19 protein-coding genes are annotated in these 21,969 nt (G+C 68.3%); 5 read left to right on the forward strand and 14 right to left on the reverse strand.

Annotated elements, in window-relative coordinates; genetic code table 11:
• Positions 1 to 62: 62 nt before the first annotated feature.
• Positions 63 to 2,918 carry a preprotein translocase subunit SecA gene (secA, locus tag ACO2Q1_RS09445; protein ID WP_423329253.1) on the reverse strand — a complete coding sequence of 952 codons (2,856 nt, stop codon included), beginning with the start codon at positions 2,916 to 2,918 and terminating at the stop codon, positions 63 to 65.
• Between the two features lie 313 nt (positions 2,919 to 3,231).
• Between secA and ACO2Q1_RS09450 the strand changes: the two genes are divergently transcribed.
• Positions 3,232 to 4,119, forward strand: a complete 888-nt coding sequence (locus ACO2Q1_RS09450) for a foldase protein PrsA (RefSeq protein WP_423329295.1) — start codon at positions 3,232 to 3,234, stop codon at positions 4,117 to 4,119.
• A complete protein-coding gene (argJ, locus tag ACO2Q1_RS09455) occupies positions 4,116 to 5,549 on the forward strand; it encodes a bifunctional glutamate N-acetyltransferase/amino-acid acetyltransferase ArgJ (protein ID WP_423329254.1) in 1,434 nt (477 codons plus the stop codon). The genes ACO2Q1_RS09450 and argJ overlap by 4 nt, the downstream gene beginning before the upstream one ends.
• 140 nt (positions 5,550 to 5,689) lie before the next feature.
• Here argJ and ACO2Q1_RS09460 read toward each other — a convergent pair whose 3' ends face one another.
• From ACO2Q1_RS09460 to trhA, 7 genes are all read right to left on the reverse strand, one after another.
• On the reverse strand, positions 5,690 to 7,297 hold the full coding sequence (locus tag ACO2Q1_RS09460; RefSeq protein ID WP_423329255.1) for a methyl-accepting chemotaxis protein: 1,608 nt from the start codon (positions 7,295 to 7,297) through the stop codon (positions 5,690 to 5,692).
• A gap of 2 nt (positions 7,298 to 7,299) precedes the next feature.
• The gene (locus ACO2Q1_RS09465) at positions 7,300 to 7,629 is read right to left on the reverse strand and encodes a hypothetical protein (protein ID WP_423329256.1); all 330 of its coding nucleotides are present in this window, start codon (positions 7,627 to 7,629) and stop codon (positions 7,300 to 7,302) included.
• Between the two features lie 186 nt (positions 7,630 to 7,815).
• Positions 7,816 to 8,988, reverse strand: coding sequence for a 23S rRNA (adenine(2503)-C(2))-methyltransferase RlmN (gene rlmN / locus ACO2Q1_RS09470; protein ID WP_423329257.1), 1,173 nt, complete (start codon positions 8,986 to 8,988; stop codon positions 7,816 to 7,818).
• A 263-nt stretch (positions 8,989 to 9,251) separates the two neighbouring features.
• Entirely contained in the window at positions 9,252 to 10,550 is a 1,299-nt protein-coding gene (hslU, locus tag ACO2Q1_RS09475; protein ID WP_423329258.1) for an ATP-dependent protease ATPase subunit HslU, read from the reverse strand.
• Between the two features lie 179 nt (positions 10,551 to 10,729).
• Positions 10,730 to 11,149, reverse strand: coding sequence for a hypothetical protein (locus tag ACO2Q1_RS09480; RefSeq protein ID WP_423329259.1), 420 nt, complete (start codon positions 11,147 to 11,149; stop codon positions 10,730 to 10,732).
• The gene (phaR, locus tag ACO2Q1_RS09485; RefSeq protein ID WP_423329260.1) at positions 11,146 to 11,805 is read right to left on the reverse strand and encodes a polyhydroxyalkanoate synthesis repressor PhaR; all 660 of its coding nucleotides are present in this window, start codon (positions 11,803 to 11,805) and stop codon (positions 11,146 to 11,148) included. Before phaR ends, ACO2Q1_RS09480 begins: the two co-directional genes overlap by 4 nt.
• A 75-nt stretch (positions 11,806 to 11,880) precedes the next feature.
• Positions 11,881 to 12,585 carry a PAQR family membrane homeostasis protein TrhA gene (gene trhA, locus ACO2Q1_RS09490; RefSeq protein ID WP_423329261.1) on the reverse strand — a complete coding sequence of 235 codons (705 nt, stop codon included), beginning with the start codon at positions 12,583 to 12,585 and terminating at the stop codon, positions 11,881 to 11,883.
• Positions 12,586 to 12,777: 192 nt separating this feature from the next.
• Here trhA and ACO2Q1_RS09495 point away from each other — a divergent pair, with 192 nt between their 5' ends.
• On the forward strand, positions 12,778 to 13,953 hold the full coding sequence (locus ACO2Q1_RS09495; protein WP_423329262.1) for an acetyl-CoA C-acetyltransferase: 1,176 nt from the start codon (positions 12,778 to 12,780) through the stop codon (positions 13,951 to 13,953).
• A gap of 100 nt (positions 13,954 to 14,053) precedes the next feature.
• Here the strand turns inward: ACO2Q1_RS09495 and dapD are convergent, their stop codons facing one another.
• The 3 genes from dapD to argB are packed head-to-tail and all read right to left on the reverse strand — an operon-like array spanning position 14,054 to position 16,525.
• Positions 14,054 to 14,911, reverse strand: a complete 858-nt coding sequence (dapD, locus tag ACO2Q1_RS09500) for a 2,3,4,5-tetrahydropyridine-2,6-dicarboxylate N-succinyltransferase (protein ID WP_423329263.1) — start codon at positions 14,909 to 14,911, stop codon at positions 14,054 to 14,056.
• Positions 14,908 to 15,570, reverse strand: a complete 663-nt coding sequence (locus ACO2Q1_RS09505; RefSeq protein WP_423329264.1) for a pyrimidine 5'-nucleotidase — start codon at positions 15,568 to 15,570, stop codon at positions 14,908 to 14,910. The genes dapD and ACO2Q1_RS09505 overlap by 4 nt, the downstream gene beginning before the upstream one ends.
• Before the next feature lie 28 nt (positions 15,571 to 15,598).
• Complete coding sequence (gene argB, locus ACO2Q1_RS09510; RefSeq protein WP_423329296.1) at positions 15,599 to 16,525, reverse strand: acetylglutamate kinase; 927 nt, start codon at positions 16,523 to 16,525, stop codon at positions 15,599 to 15,601.
• 254 nt (positions 16,526 to 16,779) lie between these two features.
• On the opposite strand from argB, the gene ACO2Q1_RS09515 reads away from it, so the two are divergent.
• Entirely contained in the window at positions 16,780 to 17,946 is a 1,167-nt protein-coding gene (locus tag ACO2Q1_RS09515; protein ID WP_423329297.1) for an outer membrane beta-barrel protein, read from the forward strand.
• A 214-nt stretch (positions 17,947 to 18,160) separates the two neighbouring features.
• Here ACO2Q1_RS09515 and ACO2Q1_RS09520 read toward each other — a convergent pair whose 3' ends face one another.
• Complete coding sequence (locus ACO2Q1_RS09520; RefSeq protein ID WP_423329265.1) at positions 18,161 to 18,358, reverse strand: hypothetical protein; 198 nt, start codon at positions 18,356 to 18,358, stop codon at positions 18,161 to 18,163.
• Positions 18,359 to 18,522: 164 nt separating this feature from the next.
• Positions 18,523 to 19,197 (reverse strand): OmpA family protein, encoded by a 675-nt coding sequence (locus ACO2Q1_RS09525; RefSeq protein WP_423329266.1) that lies wholly within the window; start codon positions 19,195 to 19,197, stop codon positions 18,523 to 18,525.
• A 232-nt stretch (positions 19,198 to 19,429) separates the two neighbouring features.
• Here ACO2Q1_RS09525 and ACO2Q1_RS09530 point away from each other — a divergent pair, with 232 nt between their 5' ends.
• Positions 19,430 to 20,341: an isopenicillin N synthase family dioxygenase gene (locus ACO2Q1_RS09530; RefSeq protein WP_423329298.1), complete on the forward strand. Its 912-nt coding sequence runs from the start codon at positions 19,430 to 19,432 to the stop codon at positions 20,339 to 20,341.
• A 36-nt stretch (positions 20,342 to 20,377) separates the two neighbouring features.
• Here ACO2Q1_RS09530 and ACO2Q1_RS09535 read toward each other — a convergent pair whose 3' ends face one another.
• Positions 20,378 to 21,961 carry a pilus assembly protein TadG-related protein gene (locus ACO2Q1_RS09535; protein ID WP_423329267.1) on the reverse strand — a complete coding sequence of 528 codons (1,584 nt, stop codon included), beginning with the start codon at positions 21,959 to 21,961 and terminating at the stop codon, positions 20,378 to 20,380.
• Between the last annotated feature and the right edge of the window lie 8 nt (positions 21,962 to 21,969).

Here is a 21,969-nt window from a genome sequence, read left to right on the forward strand (position 1 = left end):
GATGCGTCACGAAGGCGACAGGCAGGGAAGGCGAGCCGAGCATGGCGCGGCGCGTCAGCGCCTCAGATCAGCGCACCGTGGCAGTGTTTGAACTTGCGGCCCGAGCCGCAGGGGCAGTCGGCGTTGCGCGAGGTGCGCTCCCAGCCGACAGGCAGAAGTTCGACCGGCAGGCGCGAACGATCGTCGCCGGTGAACTGACCTTCGGGATTCTGGGACGCCGGGTTCAGCATCTCGTTCTCGCCGGTGCCGGGGTTCAGGTGGATTTCCTGGAACTCGGGCATTTCCAGCTCAGGCGGCGGGGCGAAGCGGAACTCGACGGTCATCAGCCAGCGGGTGACGTTCTGACGCAGTTCGTGCAGCAGACCCTCGAACAGGTTGAAGGCCTCGGTTTTGTACTCCTGCAGCGGATCGCGCTGGCCGTAGCCGCGCAGGCCGATGACGCCGCGCAGATGGTCCAGATGCACCAGGTGCTCGCGCCAGGACATGTCGATCTGCTGCATCAGGAACTGACGCTCGATCCCGCGCGTCTGGTCGGCGCCGATGAGCTCCAGTCGTTCGGCGGCGCGGGCGTCGGCGGCGGCCTGGATGCGCTCCTCGACCTCCTCGTTGGACACGCCTTCCTCGGCGGCCCAGTCGTGCAGCGGCAGGTCGAGGCCGAGGATGTTCTGGACCCGGTCCTTGAGCGAATCGATGTCCCACTGTTCGGCATAGGCCTTGGGCGGCATGAACCGCTCGACCAGGTCGGAGATCACGTCCTGGCGGAACTCGGTGACCATGTCGGACAGGTCGGTGGAGTCCATGAACTCCTGACGCTGTTCGAAGATGGCCTTGCGCTGGTCGTTGACGACGTCGTCGTACTTCAGAAGGTTCTTGCGGATGTCGTAGTTGCGGGCCTCGACCCGCTTCTGGGCCGTCTCGACCGCGCGGTTCAGCCAGGGGTGGCTGATGGCCTCGCCCTCGGCCACGCCGAAGTTGCGCATGATGGCGTCCAGCCGGTCGCCGGCGAAGATGCGCAGCAGGTCGTCCTGGCAGGACAGGAAGAATTTCGACACGCCGGGATCGCCCTGACGGCCGGTGCGGCCGCGCAGCTGGTTGTCGATGCGGCGGCTCTCGTGACGCTCGGTGCCGAGGACGAACAGACCGCCGGCGGCCAGGGCCTGTTCGCGCGCCACGGCGATCTCGGCCTTGAACTCGGCCTCCTTGGCCTCGTGCATGGCCGGAGTGACCTCGACGGCCATGTTGCGCTGTTCCTGGGACCAGCGTTGCAGGCGCATCTCCAGGTTGCCGCCCAGCTGGATGTCGGTGCCGCGACCGGCCATGTTGGTGGCGATCGTGACCACGCCGGGCAGGCCCGCGTCGGCGACGATATAGGCTTCCTGTTCGTGCTGGCGGGCGTTCAGGACGCTGTGGGGGATGCCCTTGAACTCGGTGCGCCATTTGATGTCATAGGCGGCGTCGCCGACCTTGGCCGCCTCCTTGTCCTTGCCGGCGAACTCGGGCTTGAGCGTGCGGGACACCTCGGTCTTGTGCTCGTAGGTGTCGAGCATCTTCGAGAGGGTCTCGGACTTCTCGATCGAGACCGTGCCGACCAGGATCGGCTGGCCGCGCACATGGCAGTCGGCGATCTGGGCGCAGATGGCGTTCAGCTTCTCGGCCTCGGTGCGGAAAACCTCGTCGTCGTGGTCGATGCGCAGGACGGGGCGGTTGGTCGGCACCTCCATCACGTCCATCTTGTAGATGTCCATGAACTCCTGGGCCTCGGTCGCGGCCGTGCCGGTCATGCCCGAGAGCTTGGTGTAGAGACGGAAGTAGTTCTGGATGGTGACCGAGGCCAGGGTCTGGTTCTCGGGCTGGATCTGGACGCCTTCCTTGGCCTCGATGGCCTGGTGCAAGCCTTCGGACAGGCGGCGGCCGGTCATCATGCGGCCGGTGAATTCGTCGATCAGGACGACCTCGCCGCCCTTGATGATGTAGTCCTTGTCGCGCGCATACAGGGTGTTGGCGCGCAGGGCCTGGTTGACGTGGTGCACCAGGGTGATGTTGGCGGCGTCATAGAGGCCGGTGGTGTCCTCGGCCAGGTGACCGCCGGCGATCAGCATCTCCTCGATGCGTTCCGAGCCTTCCTCGGTCAGCAGGGACTGTTTCTGCTTCTCGTCCAGATCGAAGGTGGCCTTGTCCTGGATCAGCTCCTTCACCAGCACGTCGACGATCCGGTAGAAGTCGGAGCGGTCCTCGGTCGGGCCGGAGATGATCAGGGGCGTGCGCGCCTCGTCGATCAGGATGGAGTCGACCTCGTCGACGATGGCGTAGTGGTGCGGGCGCTGCACCATCTCGGCCCGGTCATAGACCAGGTTGTCGCGCAGATAGTCGAAGCCGAATTCGTTGTTGGTGCCGTAGGTGATGTCGGCGCCGTAGGCCGCCTGGCGCTGGCCGGACGACAGGCCGTTGACGATGACGCCGACCTCCATGCCCAGGAAGCGATAGATCCGACCCATCTGTTCGGCGTCGCGTCGGGCCAGATAGTCGTTGACGGTGATGACGTGGACGCCCTTGCCCTCGAGCGCGTTCAGGTAGACGGGCGCGGTGGCGACCAGGGTCTTGCCCTCGCCGGTGCGCATTTCCGAAATGCCGCCCTCGTGCAGGATCATGCCGCCGGCCAGCTGAACGTCGTAGTGGCGCTGGCCCAGGGTGCGCTTGGCCGCCTCGCGCACCACGGCGAAGGCCTCGTTCAGGATCTTGTCGAGGGTTTCGCCGGCTTCCAGACGGTCGCGGAACGTCTGGGTCATCATCCGCAGTTCGTCGTCGGAGAAGGCGGCGAACTTGTCCTCGAGGGCGTTGATCTTCTGGACGCGGCTCATGAAGTCCTTGACCTTGCGGTCGTTGGAGGAGCCGAACAGTTTCTTGGCGAAGCCGAGCATTAGGATTCCGAAGGCGGTCGAGCGTCCGAAGGGCTCTGATGAGGCGGGACCGACGCCGGGTCGAGGACCCGGGACGAGAGCGATGGGGCGCGCCGGAAAGCGGCATTCTCCACCTGCGGTCCGCCGCGCCGCGCGGGCGCGCCAAAGGGCCGCGCAGATGGTCGAAAACCCCTCGACTTGGGCGCAGGCGGGACTTAAGCACCGACCCTATCCCTGTCAACGCGAGGGGTCTTTTCCGCCCGAGCCGAGGAGGCTGTTCGTGAACCCGATCCGCGCGCCCCGCCCCGCCGTTTCGCAGGCCCTGTCGGCGCTGATGCTGGCGGCCACGCTGGTCCTGGCGGCCTGCGGCGGCGGCGGCGAGGCGGATCGTCCGCCCGAGCCCGGCGACCGCGCCGTGGCCCGCGTCCAGGGCCAGACGGTCTGGGCGTCCGACGTCAAGCGCGAGGCGGTGGCCCAGGGTCTGGTCGGCGAGGGCGAGCCGCTGGACGTCACCTCCGAGCTGTTCCGCCGGGTGCTGGACGAAGTGGTGGACCAGAAGCTGTTGGCCCGGGAGGCCGAGCGGCGGGGGCTGGACAATTCGCCGCTGGCCCAGCGCCGGCTGCAGGCCACCAAGGAACGCATCCTCGGCGACATGCTGGTCGAGAACGAGGTCAACGGCCGCATCAACGACCAGCGGGTGGAGGCCCTGTATCAGGAGCAGCTGCGTCTGGCCCGCACCTCGGAGGAGATCCGGGTGCGGCTGATCCTGTCGCGCACCCGGCCCGAGGCCGAGGCGGTGGTCGGCCTGCTGAACCAGGGCGCGGCCTTCGCCGCCGTGGCGCAGGAGCGGTCGATCGACGAGGCGACCCGGTTTTCGGGCGGGGACCTGGGCTATTCGACCCTGGACGTGATGCCCGAGGCCTACGCCAACGCCCTGCGGACGGCGCCGCCGGGGGCGACGGTCGGACCGTTCCAGACCGAGGCGGGCTGGGCCGTGCTGCGGGTCGAGGACCGGCGTCGCGAAAGCCCGCCGACCCTGGAGCAGGCGCGGCCGCAGATCGTTCGCTACCTGACCTATGAGGGCGTGCGCCGTCTGCTGGAGGATCTGCGCGGCAAGGCCGAGGTCGAGATGCTGATGGCCGCGCCGCCGTCGGCCCCGCCCGAACCGGCCTCCGCCCCGCCCGCCGCCACGCCCGCCCCCGCTCCAGGCTCCGCCCCATGAAGACGCCCTCCAAGACCTCGCCGAAGCCCGGATCCGCCAAGACCCCCGCCCAGACGCTGGAACGCGCCTTCGAGAAGACGGCGGCGGCGATCAAGGGCTCGATCCAGGCGGCGACCTCGCCCGCCCCGGCCGGCAAGTCCGCGGCCAGGCCCACGGCCGCAGCGCCCGGCAAGCCGGGCCTGAAGGTGTCGCCCCTGGTGGTGCCGTTCCCGACCATTCCGCCGGTCGGAGGGGTCGAGATCGCGACGGCCCGCGCCGGCTTCTACAAGCATGAGCGGGACGATCTGGTGGTGTTCCGCTTCGCGCGCGGCACGACCTGCGCCGGGGTGTTCACGCGGCACAAGATCGGTTCGGCGCCGGTCGACTGGTGCCGGCGTCATCTGGACGCCGAGGACGGCGGCAAGGACGTGCGCGCCCTGGTGGTCAACGCCGGATGCGCCAACGCCTTCACCGGCAAGGCCGGGGCCGACGCCGCGCGTCGCACGGCGTCCGAGGTGGCCAAGCGCTTCGGATGTCGCCAGCGCGACGTCATGCTGGCCTCGACCGGCGTGATCGGCGTGGTGCTGGACGACAAGAAGATCGCCGCCCAGCTGCACGCGGTCGAGACGAAGCTGGACGGCGAAGCCCATCCGACCGACCAGTGGACGGCGGCCGGTCTGGGCATCATGACCACCGACACCTTCCCCAAGGGGTCCTACGCCGAGTGCGAGATCGACGGCGAGAAGGTGCGGATCGCCGGCATCGCCAAGGGTTCGGGCATGATCGCGCCGGACATGGCCACCATGCTGGCCTTCATCGTAACCGACGCCGCCATCGCCCCGCCGGTGCTGAAGGCCCTGTTGAACGTGCATGTGCGCACCACCTTCAACTCGGTGACGGTGGACGGCGACACCTCGACCAACGACACCTGCCTGCTGTTCGCCACCGGCGCCTCGACCGCGCCGCGCATCGGGCGGGTGGGCGACCGACGGCTGAAGGATTTCTCCGCGGCCCTGGACCGGGTCATGCTCGACCTGGCGCATCAGCTGGTGCGCGACGGGGAGGGGGCGACCAAGTTCGTCAAGGTGACCGTCAACGGCGCCGCCAGCCCGGCCTCGGCCCGCAAGCTGGCCAAGTCGATCGCCGACAGCCCCCTGGTAAAGACCGCCATCGCCGGCCAGGACGCCAACTGGGGCCGGGTGGTCATGGCCGTGGGCAAGACCGAGGAGCCGGTCGATCGCGACCGCCTGGCCATCTGGTTCGGCCCGCACCAGGCGGCGGTCGACGGCGCGCCCTCGCCGACCTACGACGAGGCGAAGATGACCGCCTATATGAAGAACGCCGAGATCGACATCACCGTCGACGTCGCCTCCGGCCGGGCGGCCGCCACGGTTTGGACCTGCGACCTGACCAAGGGCTATATCGAGATCAACGGGGATTATCGGAGCTGAAGCGCGGCCTGCCCGACCGCCATCCCCTGAGGACGGCGGCCTTCGGCCTGATCGAACCAGCGGATCGGGTCTTCGGGAGCCTTCAGTGGCCCCGGACATGATCGCGACCGCAAGGCGGGTTGTGTCCCGCCTCCGGCACGTCAGGCGACCATGGCGAAGGCGTTGGCGTCGGCGTTGCGGTCGGTCAGCTTAAAACGTCCCACAAGCGCCGCCAGGCGACCCGCGTCCTGATTGAGCGCTTCACAGGCGGCGGTGGATTGCTCGACCATGGCGGCGTTCTGCTGGGTCGTCTGGTCCATGTCGTTGACCGCTCGATTGATCTCCTGGAGCGTGGTCGCCTGTTCGCGTGCGGAGGCGGTGATCTGGGTCACATAGTTGCCGATCTCGGTGACGCGTTCGGCGATCGCGCCCAGGGCGGCGCCGGTGCGGCCGACCAAAACCACACCGTTTTTCACCTGGTCGCGACTGGTGGAGATCAACGCCTTGATGTCCCGAGCCGCTTCCGCCGAGCGCTGGGCCAGGGCGCGGACCTCGGACGCCACGACGGCGAAGCCGCGGCCGGCGTCGCCGGCACGCGCCGCCTCGACGCCTGCATTCAGCGCCAGCAGATTGGTCTGAAACGCGATTTCGTCGATCAGGCCGATGATCTGGTTGATCTGTTCCGACGAAGCCTCGATCTCGTCCATAGCGGACATGGCTTCCTTCACAACCGGGCGACTCTGATCCGCCTCGGCCTGGGCGCGCGACATGGCGCCCGACGCCTGTTCCGCCCCGTCGGCCGCAAGGCGAACGGAGGCGGCGGCCTCATCGAGGGCGGCGGCTGTTTGTTCCAGCATGGCGGCCTGGCGCTCGGTGCGCGACGACAGGTCGTCAGCCGCGCGGCTGATCTCGGCGGTTTCACCGGCAATCCCGTCGGCATTGGCCCCGATCTCGGACATGGCCTGCTGCAGCGAGGTCATGGCGGAGTTGAAGTCGTCTTGCAGCTTCAGATAGGCCGCCGGGAAGCGGCCCGGAATCCGGTAGGAGAGGTCGCCCGCGGCCAGTGCCGCCATGCCGGCGGCCGTCTGGCGCACGATTTCAGCCTGTTCCTCGGCCGAGGCCCGATCGCGTTCGGCGACGGCGCGCGACTGCTGGTCGGCCTGGTGACGGGTGCTCTCGGCTTCCTGGGCGGCTGAACGGGCCTGCTGGGCGGATTCCTCGGCGACCTTCTGGCTGGCCGCCGTGCTGTCGAACATGGCGTTTACGCTGGCGGCGCTCCAGGCCAGAACGCCGGCTTCAACGACCAGGATCACGGCGTGCACCAGCACTCGACCCAGGCTCGCCGAGCCGGGAAAGACCATTTCAGGCAGCAGAAAACTCAGGACAAGGTGGTGGACGGCCACGGTGGCGGCGCCGACGAGGATCACGCGCCAGTCGCAATGGATCATGAGCACAGCGAGGGCGGCGAAATAGGCCATGTGCAGATCGATCTGCCAGGCATGACCGTCAAGGGCTGCGACGAGCAACGACACCTGCGCCATGAGCAAGATCGCTGCCAGCGTTCGCGCGCCCCCGCCTTCCTTACCGAAGCGCCATACGCCGGTCTGGATCAGAGCCAGGGCGAGGGCTCCGGTGCTGGTGGCGACGACGGCGCCATGCAGCATCAGCGACCACAGGACCGCGCTGATGCACAACGCCCATGCGAGGATCAGAACCACGACGGCTCCGAAACGGCGTTGTTCGGCCAGCGACCGGGTCTGGAAAATCATCTTCAGGTTCCGTTGGAGTTGCAGCCGGCGAACCGGGGGTCCAGCACGGCCCAGGCGCCAGCCTGCTTCAGTTGTTGCTCTAGTTGCGCGCCGCCCGTCACGCTCACCACGGCGCCGAACCGGCCGTGGCCGGTGACGACGCCAAAGTCGACCACGGCCGCCTCGACGCGGGCCCGGTCCCACCACGGTGGAAACACGGCGGCGGCGGCGAACGGCTGATCAGGCTTGCCCGCCACCGCGATGGCGGGCGCGACGCTGATCAGGACGACGCCGACCAGTGCAAATCCCCACATGCAGTAGGGAAAAAGGCTGCGGGATGAGCTTCGGGACATTGCCACACTCGGGATTTCCCCGACGAATGCACACCGCGCCTTTCCAAAACCTGAACGATGATACGCAAACCGTCCAGAATACGTATTGGTACTGATCCTGGCGGCCTGAACGCCGCCTTTGACGGACCACATCCCAACGAGGTGGCCTTCATCGCCCCAACAGGGCCCGACCCAGCGCTCGCCGGCTCAGGCGGCCTCAGCCCCTGCCGCCTGCTCCCCCTTCCTGAGCGCGCTCGCCCGGACCTTTTCGCTCTCGGACTTCAGCTGGCCGCAGGCGGCGAGGATGTCGCGGCCGCGGGGGGTGCGGATGGGGCTGGCGTAGCCGGCCTTGTTCAGGATGGCGGCGAAGACCTCGATCGTCTTCCAGTCCGAGCACTGATAGTCGGTGCCGGGCCAGGGGTTGAAGGGGATCAGGTTGACCTTGGCCGGGATGCCCTCGATCAGCTTCAGCAGGGCGCGGGCTTCGGCCGGGCTGTCGTTGACGCCCTTCAGCATGACATATTCGAAGGTCACCCGGCGGGCGTTGGACAGGCCCGGATAGGCGCGGATGCCGGCCATCAGCTGGGCCAGGTCGTACTTCTTGTTCAGCGGCACCAGGACGTCGCGCAGCGGATCGTTGGTGGCGTGCAGGCTGATCGCCAGCATGGCCTGGGTGCGTTCGCCGAGGGCCTGGAGCTGAGGCACGACGCCTGAGGTCGATACCGTGATCCGGCGCCGCGACAGGGCGATGCCCTCGTTGTCCGAGATGATGTCGATGGCGTCGGCGACATTGTCCAGATTGTAGAGGGGTTCGCCCATGCCCATGAAGACGATGTTGGACAGGCGGCGGTCCTCTTTCGGGGACGGCCATTCGCCGAGGTCGTCACGGGCGACCTGCACCTGGGCCACGATCTCGGCGGCGGTCAGGTTGCGGACCAGTTTCTGGGTGCCGGTGTGGCAGAAGGTGCAGTTCAGGGTGCAGCCGACCTGCGACGAGACGCACAGCGCCCCGGCGCGGCCCACGTCGGGGATATAGACCGCCTCGATCTCGATGCCCGGCGCGGTGCGGATCAGCCATTTGCGCGTGCCGTCCCTGGACACCTGGCGCTCGACGATTTCGGGGCGGGCCAGGGTGAAGTGCTGGGCCAGCTTCGCCTGCATGTCCCTGGCGACATTGCTCATGGTGGCGAAGTCGGTGACGCCGTGATGGTGGATCCAGCCCCAGACCTGCGACGCGCGCATCTTCGCCTTTTCGGGCGGGCAGACCCCGGCGTCGATCAGCGCCTGACGCAGGCCCTCGCGCGTCAGCCCGCTGAGGTTGACGAGAGGCTTTTCGGCGGGCGTCGGCGAAACGCGCGTGAGGTCGAGCGTGTGGCTCAAGGTCGGGAAATCCTGTGTGGAAGGCGCGCCTTATAGCACGGATCGCGGCGTTTTGCAGGCCTGCCCCCGGACGTTGGAAGCCGGGTCAGACTCGCCGCGCCGCCAAACCCTTTCCGTCATCCTCGGGCTTGTCCCGAGGACCCATTTTTAAGCAGTCCCAATTCACCCCGTGAAGCAGCCGCCCTTCGATTATTGGCTCAGCTCATGCGGGTTCAACCATGGGTCCTCGGGACAAGCCCGAGGATGACGGCGTGTGGAGGAGATCAGAGAATATACCGGCTCAGATCCGCGTTCCTGGCCAGGTCGGCGATCTTTTCGCGGACCTTGTCGCCGTCGAAGGTCAGGGTCTGGCCGGACAGGTCCGAGGCCTTGAAGGAGGCCTCCTCCAGCACCCGCTCGATGACGGTGACCAGGCGACGGGCGCCGATGTTCTCGACCGCTGAATTGGCGGCGACGGCGGCGTCGGCCAGAGCGTCGACGGCGTCCTCTGTAAAGACCAGTTCGACGTTCTCGGCCGCCAGCAGCGCCTGGTTCTGGCGGATGAGATTGGCCTCGGGCTCGGTCAGGATGCGGCGGAAATCGTCACGGGTCAGGGCCTTGAGCTCGACGCGGATCGGCAGACGGCCCTGAAGCTCGGGAAGCAGGTCCGAGGGCTTGGCGACATGGAAGGCGCCCGAGGCGATGAACAGCACATGGTCGGACTTCACCGGCCCGTATTTGGTCGAGACGGTGGTGCCCTCGATCAGGGGCAGGAGGTCGCGCTGGACGCCCTCGCGGGATACGTCCGCGCCCCCCTTGTCCTGCCGGCCCGCGACCTTGTCGATCTCGTCGATGAAGACGATGCCTTCCTGTTCGGCCAGGGTGACAGCCTCGCGGGTCAGGCTGTCCTGATCCAGAAGCTTGTCGCCCTCCTCGGCGATCAGGGGTGTCCAGGCGTCGCGGACGGTGGTCCTGATGGACTTCGTCCGGCCGCCGCCCATCTTGCCCAGCATCTCGGACAGGTTGATCAGGCCGACATTGCCGCCCGGCAGATCCAGGCCCGGCAGGGACGGCCCGGTCTCGGCCATCTGGACCTCGATCTCCTTGTCGTCCAGTTCGCCGGCGCGCAGCTTCTTGCGGAAGCTGTCGCGGGTGGCGGGTTGCGAGCCCGGCCCGACCAGGGCGTCGAGGATGCGGTTCTCGGCGGCGGCCTCGGCCTGGGCGCGGACGCCCGAGCGTTTCTGGTCGCGGACCATGACGATGGCGGCCTCGACCAGGTCACGCAGGATCTGATCGACGTCGCGGCCGACATAGCCGACCTCGGTGAACTTGGTCGCCTCGACCTTGAGGAAGGGCGAGCCGGCCAGCCGGGCCAGGCGGCGCGCGATCTCGGTCTTGCCGACGCCGGTGGGGCCGATCATCAGGATATTCTTGGGCGTGATCTCGGGACGCAGGTCCTCAGGCGCGCGCTTGCGCCGCCAGCGGTTGCGCAGGGCCACGGCGACGGCGCGCTTGGCGTCGTCCTGGCCGACGATGAAACGGTCCAGTTCGGAGACGATTTCGCGGGGAGACAGATCGGTCATGCGATCCAGATAGGGGACCGCAGCGCTTTCCGGGAGGGGTCAGTCCGTCACAGGAAGAGGGCGAACACCAGGGCGACGGCCAGGACGTCGAAAATGCGGAAGGCGAGGGTCATCGGGCGGGATCCGGAGCGGCGAATCCTTCCCGGCGTGCAAGGGCCGTGCCGCGCCGGAACGACGGGTCAGAGATCGGTCTTCTTCACCGATCCGGCCGCCGGACGGCGGTCCTTCTCGCCCACATATTCCGCCTTCAGATAGGTCGTGCGGGCCGCGTCCAGCACGGGGGCGCCGCCGCGCAGACCGCGCTTCTGCCCCTGCTGCCCCATCATCTGGGCGGCGAAGGCGGCGTCGGCCTGGGTCGGGTCGGCGGGGCGCGGTTCGCGGCGCGCCGTCGTGTCATGGTCCATGCGGTCGCCGACCGGGACGAGATCACGGCCGGGCTCGGCCTTGTCGGCTTCGGCGGCCGCCTTGCGTCGCGAGGGGCCGCGACGATCGCCGGAGCGGCGGTCGCCCAGGCGGCGCTCGTCGTCGCGCGCGCTCGGGACGCCCGGCGTCAGGCCGGACGCGCCGGACGATCCGACGGGGCCGACCGGTCGGGTCACGCCCCGCCCTTGGTCCCGCCGGACCCGGCCAGCCGCTCGATCTGGGCGCGCATCTCGTCCATCTGGGCCTTCATCTCGGCCAGGGCCTCGGCCGGCGGCTTGGCGGGGGCAGCTTCGGGCGCGGGCGGCGGCGGCGCGGCGGGCGTCGCCTCGGTCGCCGCATAGCCGAAGCCGGGGAACATCTTCATGGCCCGCTCGAACATGGCCATGTTCTGCTTGACCGCCTCCTCCATCAGATTGGCGCCGGGGCCGGTCCCGAAGGCGCGGCTCATCTGGCTGCGGAACTGGTCCTGCTGGCGGGAGAAGTTCTCGAGCGAAAGCTCCAGATAGCTGGGCAGGACGCCCTGCATCTGGTTGCCGTAGAAGCCGATCAGCTGACGCAGGAATTGAACCGGCAGCAGGGCCTCGCCCCGGCTTTCCTCCTCGAAGATGATCTGGGTCAGGATCTGACGGGTCAGGTCCTCATTGGTGCGGGCGTCATAGACCAGGAAGTCCGTGCCTTCACGCACCATCCGCGCCAGGTCGTCCAGGGTGACGTAGGCGCTGGTGGCCGTGTTGTAGAGGCGGCGGTTGGCGTATTTCTTGATGACGACGACCTCGTCGTCCTTCGCCTTTCCGGCGCCGGGCGAGGCGTTGCGCGATTTATCGTCGGCCAAGGACGTTGCTCCCATAGTTTCGGCCAGTATTCCGCACTGCGGCGCGAACCGCCAGCGCCTTGTGGCGATGCAAGATCAGGCGACGGCCGGGACCAGCACCACGCCCAGCAGCACGGCCGCCCAGTGCAGGCCCGCCCCGGCGATCACGAAGCCGTGCCAGATGGCGCGACGGAAACGCAGCGACGGCCGGATGAAGACGAAGACCCCGGCGGTGTAGATCAGCCCGCCCGCCGCCAGCAGGATCAGGGCCGGGGCGTGCACGGTCTCCAGCATCGGCTTCATCGCCGCCACCGCCAGCCAGCCGAACAGGACGTAGACGACGCTCCAGAACCGGTCGGACAGGCGCGGCGCCACCATCTTGGTCGCCACTCCGGCCAGGGCGATGGTCCAGACCAGGGCGGTGAAGCCCAGGGACCAGCCGCCCTCGAATCTCTGGGTCGTGAAGGGGGTGTAGCTGCCGGCGATCATCAGGAAGATGGCCGCCTCGTCCAGCCGGCGCAGCACCGGCCGCGCCGGAGAAGGGCGGGTGCAGTTATAGACCGTCGACGCCGCAAGCATGGCGATCAGACAGACCGCATAGACGGCGGCGGCCAGGGCCGCGCCGACGCCGCCATGGATCGCCGCCAGAAAGGCCATGATCACCCCGCCCGTCGCCGCCAGCGACAGGCCGGTCAGATGCACCCACAGATCCGCCAGCCGCTCGGCCCGGGTCTGATAGTGTTCGATCATGTCGAGGGCGTCCGCCGTGCGGATGCGGTCCCAGAGTTTCGCCAGACGCATGGACACCCACTCCTTTCCGGAGGCGCCGACGCGGCGCCGACCCTTCTGGTCCAACCTGTCGTTCAGCGACGGCCGAGGCCGTCCGTTCCCGCATTTCAACCCAGAGCGGTGAGAATTCCGTGAATCCTTGCCCCGGCGCCCTCGCCCGGCTTATGTTGCAGCGCACAAGAAGATTGTCAGGGAGTGAAGTCCATGGTCGAGGTCGTCATCGTTTCCGCCGCACGCACGCCGGTCGGATCGTTCCTGGGGGCGCTGGCGCCGCTGTCGGCGGCCGAGCTGGGCTCGGTCGCCATCAAGGCGGCGCTGGAGCGCGCGGCGGTCGCCCCGGCCGAGGTCGACGAGGTCGTCCTGGGTCATGTGCTGCAGGCCGCCGCCGGACAGGGGCCCGCGCGTCAGGCCGCCATGGGCGCGGGCCTGCCCAAGGAGACCCCGGCCTGGAGCCTGAACCAGATCTGCGGCTCGGGCCTGCGCGCGGTGGCGATCGCCGCGCAGCAGATCGCCCTGGGCGACGCCCGGATCGTGATCGCCGGCGGACAGGAATCGATGAGTCAGGCGCCGCACGCCCAGCAGCTTCGCGCCGGGCAGAAGATGGGCGACCTGAGCCTGATCGACACCATGATCCGGGACGGATTGTGGGACGCCTTCAACGGCTATCACATGGGCCAGACGGCCGAGAACATCGCCGAAGCCTTCTCCATCACCCGCGAGGACCAGGACCGCTTCGCCGTCGCCAGCCAGAACAAGGCCGAGGCGGCCCAGAAGGCCGGCAGGTTCGCCGACGAGATCGCCCCGGTGACCATCGCCACCCGCAAGGGCGACGTCGTTGTCGATCAGGACGAATACATCCGGCACGGGGCGACGCTGGAGGCCATGGAGAAGCTGAAGCCGGCCTTCGTGAAGACCGGATCGGTGACGGCGGCCAACGCCTCGGGCCTGAACGACGGAGCCGCCGCCCTGGTGCTGATGTCGGCGGACGAGGCGAAGGCGCGCGGGCTGGAGCCCCTGGCCCGCATCGCGTCGGCCGCTACGGCCGGTGTCGATCCGGCGGTCATGGGCACGGGCCCGATCCCGGCGTCGAAGAAGGCGCTGGAAAAGGCGGGCTGGACCGTCGCCGATCTGGATCTGGTCGAGTCCAACGAGGCCTTCGCGGCGCAATCCCTGTGCGTCCTCCAGGAACTGGGCCTCGACCCGGCCAAGGTCAACGTCAACGGCGGCGCCATCGCCATCGGCCACCCCATCGGGGCCTCGGGCGCCCGCATCCTGACCACCCTGCTGCACGAGATGAAGCGCTCGGGCGCGAAGAAGGGCCTCGCCACCCTGTGCATCGGCGGCGGCATGGGCGTGGCGATGTGCGTGGAGCGCGGATGATCAGGTGAAGAGTGAAAAGTGAGTCGTGAATGGTGAAGAGCGGGCGGGCGGAGGCGGTGACGCCGCCTCTACTCACGACTCACTCTCCATTACTCACCTTTCAGTCCCGCAACAGCTCGTTCACCCCGGTCTTGGCCCGGGTCTGCGCATCCACGCGCTTGACGATGACGGCGCAGTACAGCGACGGGCCGCCGTTCGGGTCCGGCAGGCTGCCCGGCACGACGACGCTCCAGGCCGGGACTTCGCCCCGGAAGACCTCGCCGGTGGCCCGGTCGACGATCTTGGTCGAGCCCGACAGATAGACGCCCATGGCCAGGACGGCGCCTTCACGCACGATGACGCCCTCGGCCACCTCGGCGCGGGCGCCGATGAAACAGCCGTCCTCGATGATCGTCGGATTGGCCTGCAGCGGCTCCAGCACCCCGCCGATGCCGGCGCCGCCCGACAGGTGCACGTTCTTGCCGATCTGGGCGCAGGAGCCGACCGTGGCCCAGGCGTCGACCATCGAACCCTCGTCGACATAGGCGCCGATGTTCACGAAGCTGGGCATCAGCACGACGTTCTTCGCCACAAACGCGCCCTGACGCACGATCGCGCCCGGCACCGAACGGAAGCCCGCCGCCTGATAGTCGGCCGCCGTCCAGTCGCCGAACTTGTTGGGCACCTTGTCCCAGAAGGGGCCGATCCCCGGCGCGTGCGAGGTCGGGCCGCGATCGCCGGCGCGCAGGATCTGGTTGTCGTTCAGGCGGAAGGACAGCAGCACCGCCTTCTTCAGCCACTGGTGCGTGGTCCACACGCCGTCGGCGCCGCGCGAGGCCACGCGCGCCTGACCGGAATCCAGCAGGGCCAGGGCGGTCTCGACGGCGTGGCGGACGTCGCCGTGGGTGGCGGCGGAGACGTTCGCCCGGTCCTCCCAGGCGGCCTCGACGACGGATTCCAGATGCGACAGGTCGGTCATGCGGCTGCGTCCTTGAAGGTCAGATCGGTCAGGAAATCGAGCAGATCGGGAGCGATATGATCGACGTGGTCGCCGATCGGCTTGCCGTGTCCGTCGCCGATCAGGACGGTCGCCATGCCCAGGGCCTTGGCGGCCTCCAGATTGCGCGGCGTGTCCTCGAACATCACGGCCTGGCGCGGCTCGAAGTCGAAGCGGTTGATCATCCGGCGATAGGCCGAGGGCGCCGGCTTGGGCGTCAGGTCGCCGTCCTCGATGGCGAAGACGCCGTCAAAACAGGCGGCGATTCCGATCCGCTCCAGCACGCGATGCGCATAGCCGCGCGCGCCATTGGTGAAGACGAACCGGCGGCCGGGCAGGCGCATGAGCTGCTCGGCCAGGCGAGGGTTGGGTTCGACGCCGTCCAGCGGGACGTCGTGGACCACTTCCAGGAAATCCTCGGGATTGATGGTGTAGTTGGCCATCAGCCCGGCCAGGGTCGTGCCGTGTTCGTCCAGGAACTGGCGTTGCAGCACCTTGGCCTCCTCGGGCGCCAGGCCCACGGCCTCGACGACATAGGCGTTGATCCGCCCCTGGACGAGCGCCATCAGCCCCTGCTCGCGGGGGTAGAGGGTGTCGTCCATGTCGAACACCCAGACGGCGGTCCGCGACAGGTCGGTCAAGACGCCTTCGCTCCCTGAAGGTTCCGGCTCACGCCTTCACCAGAGTGCCGGCGCCGTGCTCGGTGAACAGCTCCACCAGCATGGCGTGCGGACGGCGGCCGTCCAGGATGACCACGGCCTCGACCCCGGCGCGGACGGCCGCCATGGCGGTCTCCAGCTTGGGGATCATGCCCCCGGTGGCGACCCCGGCGTCGATCAGCCCCTGGGCGTCGTCCAGCGTCATCTGGCGGATGATCTCCCCGTCGGCGCCCTTGACCCCCGGCACGTCCGTCAGCAGCAGCATGCGCTTGGCGTCCAGCGCCCCGGCGACGGCCCCGGCCACGGTGTCGGCGTTGACGTTGTAGGTCTGGCCGTCCTCGGCCACGCCGATCGGGGCGATGACCGGCACCCAGTCCTCGGTCTCCGAGGCGATCAGCCCCGCGATCAGCTTGGGATCGACGCGCGTCGGTTCGCCGACGAAGCCGAGATCGACTTCATGTTCGATCATGCTGTCGGGGTCACGCCGGGTGCGTTTGGTCTTCTCCACCGTCAGCAGGCCCGCGTCCTTGCCCGACAGGCCCACGCCGCGCACGTCGGCCTCCTTGCCGGCCATGGTGATCCAGTGGGCGATCTCCTTGTTCACCGCGCCGGACAGGACCATTTCGGCCACCTGCATCGTGGCCGTGTCCGTGACCCGCAGACCGTCGACGAAGTTGGATTTCACCCCGGCCTTGTCCAGCATGGCGCTGATCTGGGGTCCGCCGCCGTGGACCACCACCGGATTCACCCCCATCAGCTTCAGCAGCACGACATCGGCGGCGAACTGCTTGGCCACGGCCGTCTCGCCCATGGCGTGGCCGCCGTATTTGATGACCACGGTCTCGCGGTCATAGACCTGTATATAGGGCAGGGCCTCGGCCAGGGTCCTGGCCGTTTCCCACCCGCGTTCCTCGGACTGACGTTCGATCTCTTCCATGACGGGCGGGCTGATAGCCGTCGCGGTCGTCCCTGTCACGGCCAATCCCGGTCCGATCCGCGCCTGATCGGGCGTCCCTTCGCTGGTCAGAGCCGATTTTGTCGTGTAGCTTCAACGCCACGGTCCTCCGGCAACCCGGCAGGACGGGGCGTCTTTGCGCCTCGACCCGCCAAGGCAACGCTGGTAAGGGACTGTGAGGCGGTGAGACCGCCGCATCTTCATTTTCGCTTGCGGAGGGCTCGCTACCCATGCGTATCAAGACTTTCATCCTGGCCTCCAGCGCGGCGGCTGCGCTCGCTCTGTCGGCCGGTGCGGCGTCGGCGGAGCCGGACGGTTGGTATGGCGCGGTTGACGCCGGCTATCACCACATGTCGGACCCGATCAACGCGGAATCGCAGATCACCGGCAACAACTGGAACTTCGACGTCAACGACGGCTGGGCGGCGTTCGCGCGTCTGGGCTACCGGTTCAACCCGAACTGGCGCGTCGAGCTCGAGGGCGGCTACCGCTCGGGCGACGTGGCCACGGTCCGCGCCGTCAGCGGCGCCGCCGGCATCTGCAACGTGACCCCGGCCACGGGCGCCTGCCACTCCCCGGACGGCGACATCACCTCCACCACCCTGATGGCCAATGTCATCTATGACTTCGGCGACGAGAGCTGGGCCCTGCGTCCGTTCGTCGGCCTGGGCGTCGGCGTCAACCGCGTCAACAGCGACATCGTCGGCACCCTGCGTCACAACCGTCTGGTCGGCTTCGGCATCGACGACTCCTCCACCGAGTTCGCCGCCCAGGCGATCGCCGGTCTGGCCTGGGCCGTCGGCGACCGCGCCAACATCGACCTGACCTACCGCTATCTGACGGGCGACGCCTCGTTCAACAGCTTCGCCGGTCTGGCCGCCTACAACCAGGGCGTCTTCGAGGGCGACTACGACCAGAGCCACACCGTGACCCTGGGCCTGCGCTATGCGTTCGGCGCCGAGCCGCCTCCGCCGCCTCCGCCCCCGCCGCCGCCGCCCCCGCCGCCGCCTCCCCCGCCGCCTCCGCCGCCGGTCCGTCCGACCCCGCCGCCGCCGCCGGCCAAGCCCGCCGCGCGTCAGTTCGTGGTCTATTTCGACTGGGATCGCTCCAACCTGACGGCTGAGGCCTCCTCCATCATCAACCAGGCCGCCGCCTACGCCCGCACCGGTCAACCGACCCGCGTGCTGGTCGTCGGTCACGCCGACACCTCGGGTTCGGCCGCCTACAACGTCGGCCTGTCCAACCGTCGCGCCCGCACGGTGGCCGACGCCCTGGTCGCCCAAGGCGTCAACGGCGGCGTCATCTCCCTCGACGGCAAGGGCGAGACCCAACTCGCCCGTCCGACCGCCGACGGCGTGCGCGAACCCCTCAACCGTCGCGCCACCATCGACATCAACTTCTAAGACACAAAGCGCCAGGGGGAGGGACCAACCCTCCCCCGAACGCACACCAACTCAAACGCCGGCCGGGCCAACCCCGCGCCGGCGTTTCATTGTCCGGAGAGCCGGTCTGAAGACGCCAGGTGAAAGTGCCGGCGTCGCGAACGGTTCGCCGAATGCGGCGACGCGACAAGACTTCATGGACCGGGAGCAGCCGGGGCCCTGCGGCGATCGGGCCTCAGCCGCCGGCGAGGGTCAGCGTGACATCGGGGACGGACGGCGTCGCTGCGGGTCGCGTGTCGAGAAACAACGATCCGAGGCCGATGACCAGGGTGGCGGACATCGCCGCGCAGACCAGCGCCACGGCGGCGAGGCCGAGTCCCTGCATCAGACCGGCGGCGCTCCGGTCTGGATCTTCGTCATCGTCGGCGAGCATCACCACACATCCCGCCGGGCTCTTCGCGAACCCGGTTCGGCCAGTTCTGCACGATCGTGGACGCCAGGCAAGCGGTCGGCGGACCTTTCCGCCCGCAAACGAAGAGCGGCGGAGGCCCCCACCTCCGCCGCCCCGTTTTCCTGCGGCCTTGCGCCTGCGCCGGATCAGCCGGTGAACGGACGGATCAGGATTTCGACCCGGCGGTTCTGGGCCCGACCGGCCGGCGTGTCGTTGGACGCAACCGGATTGCGCGAGCTGACGCCGGCGACATAGAGGCGCTCGCGCTGCACCCCGTTGCGGATCAGGGAGTCGGCGACGGAAACGGCGCGACGCTCGGACAGGGGCTGATTGATCGCGTCGCCGCCCGAGGAGTCGGTGTGGCCGACGACGTCGACGATCGACTGGTCGTACTGACGCAGCACGCCCGCCACGTCGGCCAGGGTGGCGTCGAAGCGCGGGTCAATGCTGGACTGGTTGGTGGCGAAGGTGACGTCGGACGGCATCCGCAGCACCAAATTGTCGCCCTGGCGCGCAACGCCGACGCCGGTGCCGGACAGTTCGGCTTCCAGCGCGCGCTGCTGGCGATCCATATACTGGCCGACCGCCGCGCCGCCCAGGGCGCCGATGCCGGCGCCGATGAGGGCGTTCTTGCGGCCCTGTTCGCCGTTGGAGGTGTTGGTCAGATAGCCGAGCACCGCGCCGCCCAGGGCGCCGGCGATCGCGCCGGTGGCGGTGTTGTTGCGGCGGGGCGTCGAGCTGTAGGGATCGGCGGTGGTGCAGGCGGTGGCGCCGAGCAGGGCGGCGACGGCGCCGACGGTGATCAGTGAATGGGGACGCATGGGGGATTCCTCTGTTTGACGCCTTCGAGGCGGACGGACCCTCGCGGGAACGCCCCCTTATAGTGAAGGTTCCTGTCTGACGCCCAGATGAACGGCGGCGGCCCGCCGGGCGCCGATCTGCCAATTTCCGGCTTTAGGGCGTATGGGTTCACTCCGAACCGTTCACCTCAGGATGCCGAAATTGAGCGCCCCCCTTCCAGATGCCGAAAAGCGCGGCGTCGTCCCTGTTTCGATGACCGGCTATGACGCCGACTTCCAGGCGTTCAGCGACGCCTTGGGCACCTCGTTCCGTCGCTACGGCTTTGCGGTGATCTCCGATCATGGACTGGACCAGCCGACGATCGACGCAGCGATCGCCGACGCCAAGGCCTTCTTCGCCCTGCCTGAAGAGACGAAGCGTCAGTATCACGTGCCCGGCACGGGCGGCGCGCGGGGGCTGACGCCGTTCGGGGTCGAGGCGGCCAAGGACGCCAAGGCCGTAGACCTGAAGGAATTCTGGCACACGGGGCGCGAGCTGCCGGAAGGCCATCCCTACCGCAAATACATGCGCGACAACCTGTGGCCGACGGAGATCGAAGGCTTCCGGTCGCATGTCTACGGGATGTTCGAGGCCCTGGACCAGCTGGGCGCCAGGCTGTTGCGGGCCATCGCCCGTTATCTGCGGCTGCCGGACGGCTATTTCGAGGACAAGGTCCAACTGGGCAACAGCGTGCTGCGCCTGCTGCACTATCCGCCGGTGCTGGCCGATGCGCCGGGCGTGCGCGCCGGGGCGCACGAGGACATCAACGTCATCACCCTGCTGCTGGGCGCCGAGGAGGCGGGGCTGCAATTGAAGGACGCGGACGGCGAATGGCTGGACATCGCCCCGCCGCCGGGCGCCCTGGTGGTCAACATCGGCGACATGCTGCAGCGGCTGACCAACCACTATCTGCCGTCGACGACGCACCGCGTGGTCAATCCGGCGCCCGAGCGGCGCGGCTTCGCCCGCTATTCGACGCCGTTCTTCCTTCACTTCAACCCGGACTTCGTGATCGAGACCCTGCCGTCCACGATCACCCCGGACAGTCCGGACCGCTATGCCGATCGCGCGATCATGGCCGAGGATTTCCTGACCGAACGGCTGCGTGAAATCCGGTTGATCTGACGTGTCGCGCTCAGGTCGCGAGCGTAGCGCAGCAAATCATTTGCTGATGCGAAGCTGGGTGATGTCGCGGCCGATAGCCTGGAAGGCGGCGACCAGCTGGGTCCCGCTCGAAGCCACGAAGGCCTTGTCGGCGTTGCTGGCGCACCCGTTCAGCAGGGTGGCGGCGCCGCTGTCGGCGGCGACGGAAAAGGCGACGGTGTAGACCGTGATGCCCTTGGCCTTCATCGCCGTGCAGAGCTGGGACGCCTGGGACGCCGAGGCGCCGTTGGTGGCGTACTGGGCGATCTTGTTCTCGTTGGCGCCCGAGCCGCTCAGGGCGTCACCGGCGATGACGCCCGAGCTGTAGGGGGTGTTGAACTCGCCGTCCGTCATCAGGACCACGACCTTGACCGTCTCGGCGGTGTTGTAGGCGTTGGCGGCGGCCGAGCTGTTCCACAGGCCGTTGAAGCTGGGGGACAGGGCGTACCAGCCCCACGCCGTGCCGATATGGCCCGCGGTCGATCCCACGGCGGTCAGGTCGCTGATCCGCGATTTCAGGGTCGCGCGATCACTGCTCAAGGGCATGATTTCGGTCGAGGGGCAGGCGTTGTCGGAGCCCCACATCGGATAGTTTCGGCCCACGGGATAGGTGGTCGGCGAGGCGTCGGTATAGGCCTGACCGCCGGTGCGTTCGGTCACACAGGTGCTGATCTTCTGAACCGAGATCCCGCCGGCCATGTTGGAAAACCGGAAATAGCCGCAGCCTGCCGTGACGCAGTGCAGTCGGCCGCCGGTCACGCTGGTGCTGGGATTGCGGTTGAGGGTGAACTTCAGCGTGTTGGTCGTGCGCTCGGTCACGCGATAGCTGGAGTTCTCGGGCGTGTTCAGCGAACTGGACCCGCTGGGCGCGCTGTCGAGGACGAAGCGGTCGCCAACCGCGAACCCATGACCATTGGCGGTCAGGGTCACGGTGCAGGTGGTGCTGCTCCAGGACGAGGTGCAGGATTTGGAGGCGCTGGCGACCGCCTTGCCGTCGGTCGTGGCGCCGCGGGCGTTCACTGCCGCCGCGCCGAGGTTGACGCCCATCGAATAGGGCACGATGGCGACGCGCGAGGTGTAGGGCGTCTGCTGATCCTTGACGACCGCATCGATCATGCCTTCAGCCGCCGTCTTCAGCGAGGCGATGTCGTCCCCGTCCATAGACCCCGTGACGTCGAGCACCATGGCGACTTCGAGGTTCTTGGCCGATCGGGTCACTTCCGAGGTGGAGCCGACCGGGATGTAGTCGTTGAACAACCGGCCGGTCGAGGGCAGGACGATTCCGGCGACCAGGGTCTTTACATTCACCGTCGCGCTGGCGACGACCGTCTGGGATTCATCCAGGGTGAAGGTGGCGGTCTGGAGCGTGGCGTCCGGGAACCGCTGCATGTTGGCGTTCAGGACGCGGTTGCCGATGGCGTTGATCTCTTCCGTGGTCGTGGCGGAGGAGCGGGCGGCGGCCAGGGCGGCGGCGTCCAGCGCGTCCTGCAGGCTGGCCTTGACGGTGGCGGCGCGGCTGATGTCCACCCCGCCCATGGTCACCATGACCAGAACCGGCATGGCCACGGCGAAGATCATCGCCACATTTCCGCGACGGGACATGGCGAAGC

It is taken from the genome of Brevundimonas sp. VNH65 (genome assembly GCF_049445955.1).
Taxonomy (GTDB): Bacteria; Pseudomonadota; Alphaproteobacteria; order Caulobacterales; family Caulobacteraceae; genus Brevundimonas.